The organism is Pseudomonas sp. Arb-4-2C (genome assembly GCF_055755015.1).
The window spans coordinates 2,146,558-2,158,962 of sequence record NZ_CM146899.1; the positions used below are offsets into that span (position 1 = coordinate 2,146,558).

Annotated in this window: 4 protein-coding genes (1 of these 4 only partly in view); 3 read left to right on the forward strand and 1 reads right to left on the reverse strand. The window is 64.3% G+C overall.

The features are described 5' to 3' along the window. The 3 genes from AC0J41_RS09575 to AC0J41_RS09585 all read left to right on the forward strand — a co-directional run. Positions 1 to 8,399: the 3' end of a non-ribosomal peptide synthase/polyketide synthase gene (locus AC0J41_RS09575; RefSeq protein WP_473015316.1), read on the forward strand. 9,439 nt of this gene lie to the left of the window's left edge; the window shows 8,399 of its 17,838 coding nt (coding positions 9,440-17,838); its start codon lies off the left edge, out of view; the stop codon is at positions 8,397 to 8,399. 66 nt (positions 8,400 to 8,465) lie between these two features. Continuing rightward, positions 8,466 to 9,614 (forward strand): macrolide transporter subunit MacA, encoded by a 1,149-nt coding sequence (gene macA / locus AC0J41_RS09580; RefSeq protein ID WP_473015318.1) that lies wholly within the window; start codon positions 8,466 to 8,468, stop codon positions 9,612 to 9,614. Positions 9,615 to 9,616: 2 nt separating this feature from the next. Continuing rightward, on the forward strand, positions 9,617 to 11,575 hold the full coding sequence (locus tag AC0J41_RS09585) for a MacB family efflux pump subunit (RefSeq protein ID WP_473015319.1): 1,959 nt from the start codon (positions 9,617 to 9,619) through the stop codon (positions 11,573 to 11,575). 61 nt (positions 11,576 to 11,636) lie between these two features. On the opposite strand, the gene AC0J41_RS09590 is transcribed toward AC0J41_RS09585, so the two are convergent. Next, positions 11,637 to 12,395, reverse strand: a complete 759-nt coding sequence (locus tag AC0J41_RS09590) for a helix-turn-helix transcriptional regulator (RefSeq protein ID WP_473015320.1) — start codon at positions 12,393 to 12,395, stop codon at positions 11,637 to 11,639. Positions 12,396 to 12,405 lie beyond the last annotated feature (10 nt).

The following is a 12,405-nucleotide window of genomic DNA, read 5'->3' on the forward strand; positions in this document are numbered from 1 at the left end:
GGCTGCCGGAATACATGGTGCCGAGTGCGTGGGTGGCCCTCGACAACCTGCCGTTGAACAACAACGGCAAGGTCGATCGCAAAGCCTTGCCCAAGCCGGATGAGGCGGCGCTGTTCACCCGCGAATATGCTGCGCCGCAGGGCGAGCTGGAAATTGCATTGGCGCAGATCTGGGCCGAGGTCCTGCAAACCGGGCAGGTCGGGCGGCATGACAACTTCTTCGAACTCGGCGGGCATTCGTTGCTGGCGATGCGCATGCTGTCGCAGGTGCGCCAGCGTCTGGGCGTCGAGCTGCCCTTGAGTGAATTGTTTGCCGATCCGCACCTGAGCGCGGTGGCCGAAGTGCTGAACCGCGCCGGGCGCAGCACGCTGCCGGAGATTGTGCCGGCACCGCGTGATCAGGCGCTGCCGCTGTCGTTCGCCCAGCAGCGCCTATGGTTCCTGGCGCAAATGGCTGGCGGCAACTCGGCGTACAACATTCCGATTGGCCTGCGCCTGCGCGGGCGGCTCAATGGCGAAGCGCTGCAACACTCGCTGGGGCAGATCGTGGCGCGACACGAAACCTTGCGCAGCCGTTTCATCAGCCTTGACGATCAGGCGCAGGTGACGATTGCGCCGGTTGATAGCGGCCTGCTGTTGCAGGTGGAAGACCTGCGCCAAGACCCTCAGGCCGAAGCGACGTTGCAGGCGCTGCTTGCGCAAGAAGCAGCGACGGCGTTCGACCTGCAGCACGACCCGCTGATTCGCGGGCGGCTGGTAAAACTGGCCGACGAACACCATGTGCTGTTGCTGACGGTGCATCACATTGTCGCCGACGGCTGGTCGATGGGCGTTCTGACCCGCGAACTGATGGCGTTGTACCAGGCCTTCAGTCAGGGCCAGCCCGATCCGCTGCCACCGCTGGCGCTGCAATACGGTGACTACGCCGTGTGGCAACGGCGCTGGCTCAGCGGTGAAGTGCTGCAGCGCCAAAGCCAATACTGGCAACAGACCCTCGACGGTGCGCCGGCCTTGCTGACCCTGCCCACCGACCGTCCGCGTCCGGTGCAACAGGATTACGCCGGCAGCACGGTCGAGGTGCTGCTGGACGAACGTCTGAGCGCCGGGCTCAAAGCCTTGAGTCAGCGTCACGGCGTGACCCTGTTCATGACCGTGATGAGTGCCTGGTCGCTGCTGCTGAGTCGCCTGTCCGGGCAGTCCGATGTGGTGATCGGCTCGCCGGTGGCCAACCGTACCCGGGCCGAGATCGAAGGTCTGATCGGCATGTTCGTCAACACCCTGGCCTTGCGCATCGACACCTCGGGTGAGCCGAGCGTGGCCACGCTGCTGGCGCGGGTCAAGGCGCAAACCCTGCAAGCCCAGGCGCATCAGGACTTGCCGTTCGAACAGGTGGTGGAAATCGCACGACCGGTACGTAGCCTGGCGCATAGCCCGCTGTTCCAGACCACACTGAGCTGGGACAGCAGCGTCGGACCGAACCTCGCACTGGGCGACCTGAGCCTCGAAGGTGTGGCCGCCCCGGGGCAGGTCGCCAAGTTTGATTTGACCCTGACCCTGGGCGAAGCCAACGGGGTGATTCGCGGTTCGCTGGAATACGCCACGGCGTTGTTCGATCAGTCGACCATCCAGCGTTATGTCGGCTACTTGCAGTGCTTGCTGGCGGCGATGGTCAGTGATGATCAGGCGGTGTTGGAGCGGGTGCAGTTACTCGCCGAGGATGAGCGTCAGCGCTTGCTGTGCGGGTTCAACGCCACCGCGCGCGAGTACCCGCAGACGCTGACCGTGCACGGGGTATTCCAGCAGCAGGCCGCAGCGCATCCAAAGGCTGTGGCGGCGGTGCATGGCGAGCATTCGCTGAGCTACTTTGAACTGAACGCCCAGGCCAACCGCCTGGCGCACCACTTGATCGGCCAAGGCGTGCAGCCGGGCGACCACGTGGCGATCCTGTTGCCGCGCTCGCTGGAGCTGCTGGTGGCGCAACTGGCGATTGCCAAGTGCGCGGCGGCCTATGTGCCGCTGGACATCAATGCGCCGAGCGAGCGTCAGGCGTTCATGGTCGAGGACTGCCGCGCAGTGGCGTTGCTGACCCTCAGCAGTGAAACCATCGATTACGCCGCGCCGCGCATCGACCTTGACCGGCTCAAGCTCAGCGGCCAGCCGACGCACAACCCGAACCTGGCGCAAAGCTCGGAGGCGCTGGCGTACATCATGTACACCTCCGGCTCCACCGGCACCCCGAAAGGCGTGATGGTTCCGCACCGTGGCATCGGGCGTCTGGTGCTGAACAACGGTTATGCCGATTTCAACGCGCAGGACCGCGTGGTGTTCGCCTCCAACCCGGCGTTCGACGCCAGCACCATGGACATCTGGGGCCCGCTGCTCAACGGCGGGCGCGTGGTGGTGATCGATCACCAGACCTTGCTCGATCCGAACGCTTTTGGCCGCGAACTGAGCAACTCCGGGGCGACGATCCTGTTCGTCACCACCGCGCTGTTCAACCAGTACGTGCAACTGATTCCGCAGGCGCTCAAAGGCTTGCGCATCCTGCTGTGCGGTGGTGAGCGCGGTGATCCGGCGGCGTTCCGCACGCTGCGGGCTGCTGCGCCGCTACTACGTATCGTGCATTGCTACGGCCCGACCGAAACCACTACCTACGCCACCACCTTCGAGGTGCTTGAGGTGGCGCAAAACGCCGAGAGCGTGCCGATTGGCGGGCCGATTTCCAACACCCAGGTGTATGTGCTCGACGCGCACCAGCAACCGGTGCCGATGGGCGTGACCGGCGAGTTGTACATTGGCGGGCAGGGCGTGGCGCTGGGTTACCTGAACCGCCCGGACCTGACCGCCGAGAAGTTCCTGCGTGATCCGTTCAGCGACCGGCCTGGCGCGTTGCTCTATCGCACCGGCGACCTCGCACGCTGGCTGGCACCGGGGCAACTCGATTGCATCGGGCGCAATGACGATCAGGTGAAGATCCGGGGTTTCCGCATCGAGCTGGGAGAAATCGAGAGCCGCTTGCTCAGTTGCGCCGGGGTCAAGGAAGCGGTGGTGCTGGCGCGTCGCGACGGCCAGGCAACCCCGCGTCTGGTGGCCTATTACACCGTGCACGATCAGCCGCTGGACAGCGCCGACCTGCACGCGCAATTGCAGGCGCGGTTGCCGGAATACATGGTGCCGAGTGCCTGGGTGCAACTTGCGACGTTGCCGCTGAACAACAACGGCAAGATCGACCGCAAGGCGTTGCCCGCGCCGACCCAAGAGGCGCTGCTCAGTCGCGCTTACGAGGCCCCGGTCACGGCGCTGGAAGCCAGTCTGGCGCGGGTCTGGGCCGAGGTGTTGCAGGTTGCGCAGGTCGGTCGTCACGACAACTTCTTTGAACTGGGTGGGCATTCGCTGCTGGCGATGCGCATGTTGTCGCAGGTGCGCCAACAACTGGGGATCGAGCTGGCGCTGGGTGAGTTGTTCGCCAACCCGGAACTGGCCGCCGTGGCGGACGTGCTCAGCCGTGCCGGACGCAGCACGCTGCCGGATATCCTGCCGGCCCCGCGTGATCAAGTGCTGCCGCTGTCGTTCGCTCAGCAACGGCTGTGGTTCCTGGCGCAGATGGGTGGCGGTAATAGCGCCTACAACATCCCGGTCGGCTTGCGCCTGCGCGGCCGGCTGGACGAAGACGCGCTGCAACGGGCGCTGGCGCGGATCGTTGCGCGCCACGAAACCCTGCGCAGCCGTTTCCATCAGCTTGACGATGAGGCCCAGGTGCAGATCCTGCCGGTGGACACCGGTGTGGTCCTGCGTGTCGAAGACTTGCGTGGCTATCCGCAGGCCGACGAGGCCCTGCACAGACTGGCCGAGGCCGAGGCCTGCGCGCCGTTCAATTTGCTGGACGATCCGTTGATGCGCGGTCGTCTGGTGCGGCTGGCGGACGATCACCACGTGCTGTTGCTGACCCTGCACCACATCGTCTCCGACGGCTGGTCGATGGGCGTGCTGACCCGTGAACTGGCGGCGTTGTATCAGGCGTTCAGTCACGGCCAACCCGATCCGTTGCCGCCACTGGCGCTGCAATACACCGACTACGCGGTGTGGCAACGCCGCTGGCTCAGCGGTGAGGTGCTGCAACGCCAGAGCGATTACTGGCAACAGGCCCTGGCCGGCGCACCGGCGTTGCTGACCCTGCCCACCGACCGACCGCGTCCGGCGCAGCAGGACCACAGTGGTGGCAGTGTCGAAATACAGCTGGGCGAACAGCTGAGTGCCGGGCTCAAGACCCTGTGTCAGCGCCGCGCAGTCACGCCGTACATGGTGATCATGAGCGCGTGGGCGATGACCCTCAGTCGCCTGTCCGGCCAGACCGAGGTGGTGATCGGCTCGCCGGTGGCCAACCGCACTCGCGCCGAGATCGAAGGCTTGATCGGCATGTTCGTCAACACCCTGGCCTTGCGCATCGACACCTCGGACGAGCCGAGCGGCGAGGCGTTGCTGGCGCGGGTCAAGGCGCAAACCCTGCAAGCGCAGGCGCATCAGGACTTGCCGTTCGAACAGGTGGTGGAAATCTGTAAGCCGCTGCGCAGCCTGTCCCACAGCGCGTTGTTCCAGACGCTGCTCAGTTGGGACAACAACGACGGGCCGGCCCTGACCCTGGGTGAACTGAGCCTTGAAGGCGTGGCCGGGCCGAGCCGATTCGTCAAATTCGACCTGTCGTTGACCCTCGGTGAGCACCCGAGCGGGATTCGCGGGGCGCTGAACTACGCCACGGCGCTGTTCGACGAAGCGACCATTCGCCGCTTTGTCGGCTACTTCCAGCAACTGCTGGCGACGCTGGTCAACGATGATCAGGTGGTGCTGGCGCAAGTACCGTTGCTGGCGGCGGACGAGCGTCAGCGCTTGTTGATGGACTTCAATGCGACGCAAGTCGAGTGCCCGCTGGAGCAACCGCTGCATGTGATGTTCGAAGCACAAGTGCGGCGCCGACCGGACGCGGTCGCCGTGCAGACGGCGGAACAGCGCCTGAGCTATCGTGAACTCAACGAACGCGCCAACCGTCTGGCCCATCACCTGCGCGAACTTGGTGTGCAGCCGGATGCGCGAGTGGCGATCTGCGTCGAGCGCGGGCTGGATCTGGTGGTCGGTCTGCTCGGCATCCTCAAGGCGGGCGGCGCCTATGTGCCGTTGGACCCGAGCTACCCGACGGAGCGTCTGGCCTACATGCTCAAGGACAGCGCGCCGACGGCGGTGCTGGTGCAGACGGCGACTCGCGGGTTGTTCGATAACGCGGCAGCGACGCTGATCGACCTTGACCACAGCACCTGGCAGACCCTGCCGGAGCATGACTCGCAGGTGCCGGGCCTGAGCGCTTCGAACCTCGCTTACATGATCTACACCTCGGGTTCTACGGGCCTGCCGAAGGGCGTGATGATCGAGCACCGCAGCGCCTGCAACATGGTGCACTGGGGTTCGCAGCTCAGTCCGCCAACCGAACACGGTGCGCTGCTGCAAAAGGCGCCGTTCAGCTTCGACAGTTCGGTGTGGGAGATCTTCTGGCCGCTGTGCTCCGGCATGCGTCTGGTGCTGGCGCGGCCCGACGGCAACCGCGATTCGGCGTACGTGGTGCAGACCATCCGCCAGCAACAGGTGACGGTGGTCAAGTTCGTGCCGGCGTTGCTCCAGCAGTTCATCGAGCAGGAGGGTGTCGAGCAATGTACCAGCCTCACCGACGTGCTCAATGGTGGCGGCGAACTCAGTGCCGCGCTGGCGCGGCAGGTGCGCGCGCGGCTGCCGTGGGTGCGTTTGCACAACGTCTATGGCCCGACCGAAACCACGGTCGACAGCACCGGCTGGACGCTGGAACCGGCAATGCCGGTGCCGGACAGCGTGGTGCCGATTGGCAAAGCGTTGAGCAACACGCGCCTGTACGTGCTCGATGCTTACGACCAACCGGTGCCGCAAGGCGTCAGCGGTCAGTTGCACATTGGCGGTGTCGGAGTGGCGCGGGGTTATCACGGCTTGCCCGAGATGCAGGCCGAGCGTTTCATCGACAGCCCGTTTGTAGCGGGTGATCGGCTGTACCGCACCGGCGATCTGGTGCGTTACAACAACGACGGCGAACTGGAATTCCTTGGTCGCAACGACTTCCAGATCAAGCTGCGTGGCTTGCGTCTGGAGCCAGGAGAAATCGAGGCGCGGCTGATCGAGCATCCGGCAATTCGCGAAGCGGTGGTGATGGTGCGCGACGAACGTCTGGTGGCCTGGTACAGCGTGCGCTCTGGCGTGGATGAACCCAGCCTGGAGACCTTGCGCGCCCACGTGCTGGAGCGTTTGCCGGAGTACATGGTGCCCGGTGCGTTCGTGCGGCTCGACGCCTTGCCGCTGACACCAAACGACAAGATCGACCGCAAGGCCCTGCCGGAACCGGGGGCGGACGCGGTGATCAACCGGCCTTACGTGGCGCCGCAGGGTGACGTCGAAACCACGCTGGCGCAGATCTGGGGCGAGGTGCTCGGTGTTGAACAGGTCGGGCGGCACGACAACTTCTTCGAGTTGGGCGGGCATTCGTTGCTGGCGGTGCGGCTGGTCAATCTGATGCAAAGGGCCGGGCTGAAACTGTCGTTGGCCGAGCTGTTCCAGCATCCGAGCGTCGAATCTGCCGCCACGCTGCTGAGTCAGGACGAGGCGGGCGGGCAGCCGGACGGGCTGGTCGTGGTGCGCGCCGGGGAGCACGGTACGCCGTTGTTCCTGATGCATGAATTCAGCGGCCGCGACGTGTATTTCCCGACGCTGGCCCAGCACATTGGCGGCGAGTTCCCGATCTACGGCTTGCCCGGCGTGACACTTGGGCAAGCGCAATTGCGCACCCTCGAGTGCATGGCGCAGCGCATGGTCGGGATCATCCGCGCGGTGCAGCCGCACGGGCCGTATCGTCTGGCCGGCTGGTCGTTTGGCGGCGTGCTGGCGCATGAGGTCGCGCAGCAATTGCTTGGCCTCGATGAACCGGTGGCGTTCATCGGCATGCTCGACAGCTATGCACCCAATCCGCTGGCCCAGGACAAGGCGATGTGGAGCGGTGAAGGGCTGGACAAACGTCAGTTGCTCGGCCATTGCCGTGGGCGTTCGATGATGCTCGGTGCCGAAGGCGAGGCGGCACTGGCGGCAGTGCAAGCGCTGGAAGCGCAGGTCGAACAGCTGGATTTCATTGAGCTGTTCCAGCGTTGCCAGGCGCAACAACTGACCGACCCGGAACTGGCGACGGTCAGCGCGGCGGATGCCTGGCACTACTTTGATCGCGAAGCGGCGCATCGCCTGGCGCTGGCGCATTACCGGGTCAGCCCGGCGAGCCAGACGATCCACCTGTTCCGCGCCCAGGCGTTGATGGACGGGCAGTCCTTGCCGAGCCCGACCCGTGGCTGGGAAGAGCGTTTCGACCCGACATTGCTGCGTTGCATCGACATCCCCGGCGATCACCGCACGATGATGAAACAGCCGCATATCCAGGCCCTCGGTCAGGCGATTACCCAGGCGCTGGAAACTCTGGTGGCGCCGGAGCCGACGCCGTATCAACCGCTGCTGACGATCCAGACCGGACACGTAGGGCATGCGCCGATTTTCTGTGTGCCGGGGGCGGGTGACAGTGTCACCGGGTTCATTCACCTGACCGAAGCCATCGGCCCGGAATGGCCGATCATCGGCCTGCAACCCCGGGGGCTGGACGGCGTCAGTGTGCCGCACAGCGAAGTGGAGGCGGCCGCGGCGTTCTACCTGCAGGCGATCGCGCAGATCTACCCGCAAGGGCCGGTGCATCTGATCGGCCATTCCTTCGGTGGCTGGGTGGCGCATGCAATGGCCGCGCAGTTGCAGGCGGCAGGACGTGAGGTGGCTTCGCTGACGTTGATCGACAGCGAGGCGCCGGGCGGCGACGGCACGGCCGGCAAACCGTACACGGCCACTGCCGCGCTGCAACGGCTGATCGACACCCTGCAGTTGTCCTGCGGCAAATCGCTGGGCATCGATCCTGCGCTGTTCGCCAACGCCGATGACACCACGCAATTGCGCTTGCTGCACGAAGGCATGGTGCGCGCCGGGGTGTTGTCGGAGCGGGCGGCGCCCAACGCGATGCACGGCCCGGTACGCACCTTCTCCAGCGCCTTGCGCACGGTTTATCAACCGCGTCTGGCCTATACCGGGCCGGTGCGACTGGTACTGGTCGATGACCCGACGCTGGACGAATGGGGCAATCAGCGCGAACAGGCGGCGGTGCTCGAGGGCTGGCAGCGTCAGGTCGACGATCTGGCGGTGTGGTACGGGCCGGGCAACCACTTCACGATTCTCAAGGCGCCCAACGTCTTCAGTTTCGCGGCGTGGTGGCACGACGGCCTGTCGGTCGCGGTCGGCCAAGTGCTGTCCTGAATGGTGTTTTTCTATCAAGACCCGGCCGCTGGCCGGGTTCATCCCTGAACGGACTTGTGGTTATTTATGGAAAAGTCGAAGTTGCGCAAAGTCGGTATGGGGTTGGCGTTGGCGGCGGTGGCCGGGTTGGTGCTGTACACGGTGCAGGCCCCCGCCGAGGCACCGAAATACCAGACGGCGCCGGTCGAGCGTACGGACATCGAAAACACCGTACTCGCCACCGGCTTGCTGGAGGGCATCAAGCAGGTGGACGTCGGCGCTCAGGTGTCGGGGCAGTTGAAGTCGCTCAAGATCAAGGTTGGTGACAAGGTGAAGAAGGGCCAGTGGCTGGCGGAAATCGATCCGCTGGTACTGCAGAACACCCTGCGACAAGCGCAGGTCGATGAGGAAAACCTGCAGGCGCAAAAGCGCGCGACACAGGCTCAGCTCAGGCAGACCAAGGCGATCTACGAGCGCTATCAGAACCTGCAGGAAGACGCGTCGATCTCGCGTCAGGATTTCGAAACCGCGCAATCGAACTACGAAGTGCAGCAGGCCAACCTGTTGTCGCTGGACGCGCAGATCAAGAGCGCACACATCCAGATCGACACCGCCAAGGTCAACCTTGCGTATACGCGGATTGTCGCGCCGATCGATGGCGACGTGGTCGGGATCGTCACTCAGGAAGGCCAGACGGTGATCGCGAACCAGTTGGCGCCGATCCTGCTGAAACTGGCGGACCTGGACACCATGACCATCAAGGCTCAGGTGTCGGAGGCCGACGTGATCCACATCGCACCGGGGCAGGCGGTGTATTTCACCATTCTGGGGGAGGACAAACGCTATTACGGCAAATTGCGCGGCACTGAACCGGCGCCGCAGAATTTCCTCGAAACGCCGCCGGCCGGTACGCCGAAACAAAACAGCGCAGTGTTCTACAACGCGTTGTTTGAGGTGCCCAACCCCGACCACCGCTTGCGCATTTCGATGACCGCGCAGGTGCGCATCGTCCTCGACACCGCGCAATCGGTGCTGACGGTGCCGGTGGCGGCGCTCGGGCCGCGCAATGCCGATGGCAGCTTTACGGTGCGGGTTCTGGATGCCAAGGGCCAGGCGCAGTCGCGCAACGTGCAGACCGGGATCAACAACAACGTCAAAGTGCAGATCAATCAGGGCCTGAGTGAAGGCGACCGGGTCGTGATCGGTGATCCGTTACCTGCCGTGGCGGGGGCTTGAGCATGACGCAACCGCTGCTGCAACTGACCGGCATCACCCGCAGTTTCACCGCTGGCGATCGCGAGTTCCTGGCGCTGAAAAACATCAATCTGACGATCGAAGCCGGAGAAATGGTGGCGATTATCGGTGCTTCCGGTTCCGGCAAATCGACCTTGATGAACATCCTTGGTTGCCTCGATTACGCCACCGCCGGCAGCTACAAGATCAACGGTCAGGAGACCCGCGACCTCGACGATCAGGCGCTGGCCGAACTGCGCCGCGATTACTTCGGCTTCATCTTCCAGCGTTATCACTTGCTGCCGCACCTGAGCGCGATGCACAACGTCGAGATGCCGGCAATCTACGCCGGCACGCCTGCACCGCAGCGTCACGCCCGCGCTCGCGAGTTGCTGGCGCGGCTGGGGCTGGAGGGGCACCTGACGCACCGTCCAAGTCAGCTCTCCGGGGGCCAACAGCAACGGGTGAGTATCGCCCGGGCCTTGATGAACGGCGGTGAAGTGATCCTCGCCGACGAACCCACCGGCGCCCTCGACACGGCCAGCGGCAAGGAAGTGATGCGCATCCTGCTGGAGCTGCACGCGGCGGGGCACACGGTGATTCTGGTGACCCACGACCCGAAAGTCGCGGCCAACGCCGAACGCATCATCGAGGTCAGCGACGGCGAAATCCTCAGTGACCGCCTCAACGTGCGCGACAGCGGGCAACTGCCGAGCGAAGAGGACGTCGCGCCGAAACCAGCGGCGACCCGCCGGCTGGTGGCCAGCCTGGGCCTGTTCAAGGAGGCGTTCAACATGGCTTGGGTGGCGCTGGTGTCGCACCGCATGCGCACCTTGCTGACCATGCTCGGGATTGTCATCGGCATCACTTCGGTGGTGTCGATTTCGGCCATCGGCGAGGGCGCCAAACGCTACGTGCTCAAGGACATTTCGGCGATCGGCAGCAATACCATCGATATCTATTCCGGCACCAGTTTCGGCGACAAGCGCGCGGCCTCGATCGAGACGCTGGTGCCGGCCGACGTTACCGCGCTGAATCAGCTGTATTACGTCGACAGCGCCACCCCGGTGGTCGGCCGCAGCATGCTCCTGCGTTATCGCAACATCGACCTCGACGCACAGATCAACGGTGTCAGCGACCAGTATTTCCAGGTACGCGGGATCAAGTTGGAGGCGGGCATCACCTTCAGTGAAAACGATGCCCGACGTCAGGCGCAGGTGGTGGTGATCGATTACAACACCCGGCATCGGTTGTTTGCCGAGGGCGTCGATCCGCTGGGCCAGGTGATCCTGATCGGCAACCTGCCGTGCACGGTGATCGGGGTCGCGGCGGAGAATAAAAACCTGTTTGCCTCGGGCAAGACCCTGAACGTCTGGGTGCCTTACGAAACCGCCGCCGGCCGCCTGTTGGGCCAGCGGTTTCTCGACAGCATCAGCGTGCGGATGAAGGACGGTCAGTCGAGCAAAGTGGTGGAAGAGCACGTCAACCGACTCATGCTGCAACGCCACGGTATCAAGGACTTCTACACCAACAACCTCGACAGCGTGATGCAGACCGTGCAGAAAACCAGCCGCTCGCTGGCGTTGCTGCTGTCGCTGATCGCGGTGATTTCGCTGGTGGTCGGTGGCATCGGGGTGATGAACATCATGCTGGTGTCGGTCACCGAGCGCACGCGGGAGATCGGCATTCGCATGGCGGTCGGTGCGCGTCAGTCGGATATTCGCCAGCAGTTTCTGGTGGAGGCGGTGATGGTCTGCCTGCTGGGTGGGGCGATCGGCATTTCCCTGTCGTACGCCATCGGGCACCTGTTTTCGGTGTTCATCAAGGAATGGGAAATGGTCTTCTCGCTGGCCTCGGTGATCACGGCGGTGATCTGCTCGACCTTGATCGGCATCGTTTTCGGCTTCGTACCGGCGCGCAACGCCTCGCGTCTTGATCCGATCGAGGCGCTGGCCCGGGACTGAACGACGCCAAAAAAAACCGCTGCCCGGGGAGGGCGGCGGTTTTTTGCGTTCGGTCGCGGGCTCAGGCCGCCGTGGTGGCGTGGCTGGTGTCCTCGGGTGAATACATCCAGCGCATCAACGAATGCCGGCCGCTGATGCCCAATTTGATCGCGGCGCGCTTGAGATAGCTTTCCACCGTATTGACCTTCAACTGCAACTGCCCGGCCAGCTCCGGTGCGGTGCGCCCGGCAAGCAGACCGATGCACACCTCGGTTTCGCGATTGGACAGGCTCAGACCCAGTTGATCGAGGCGCTCGGCAAAGCGTTGGCGCAGGTTTTCCAGACCCGGTTGCGTGCCGTCGGCGTGGATCAATTGATCGTCTGCGCCGGGCCGTACCGGTTGCAGCGCATGGATGTGTTTTTCCACCATCGGTAACAGCACTGGGGAAATATCCTGCAACAAACTTCGCTCCTGGGCGGAGAAGCGCTGCGACTGATCGTTGCGATACACCGAGATCACATAGCGGTAGCCGTCCTTGCGCCGGGTGAGGTGCAGTTGCGAGGCGTCGGTACTGGCCGCCGGTAATGCGGCGGCCGGCTCAGCGGAGCGTGCGGCACTGTGTTCGGAGAACACTGTCTCGGCCAGCAGGGCCGGGTCTTTGCCGATGTCCGGCTGATTGTGACTGGCGGTACGGCCCACCGGCTCAACGCGCACCTGGCGAATATGCGTGGCGTCCACCGCCAGTTGGGTCTGGATCAGGTCATGCAGCATCCGCGGAAAGTGCCGGCTGCCGGTGCTGGCGATGACTTTACCGATGTGGGGGAACAGGTGTGAGTTCATAAGCGTCATC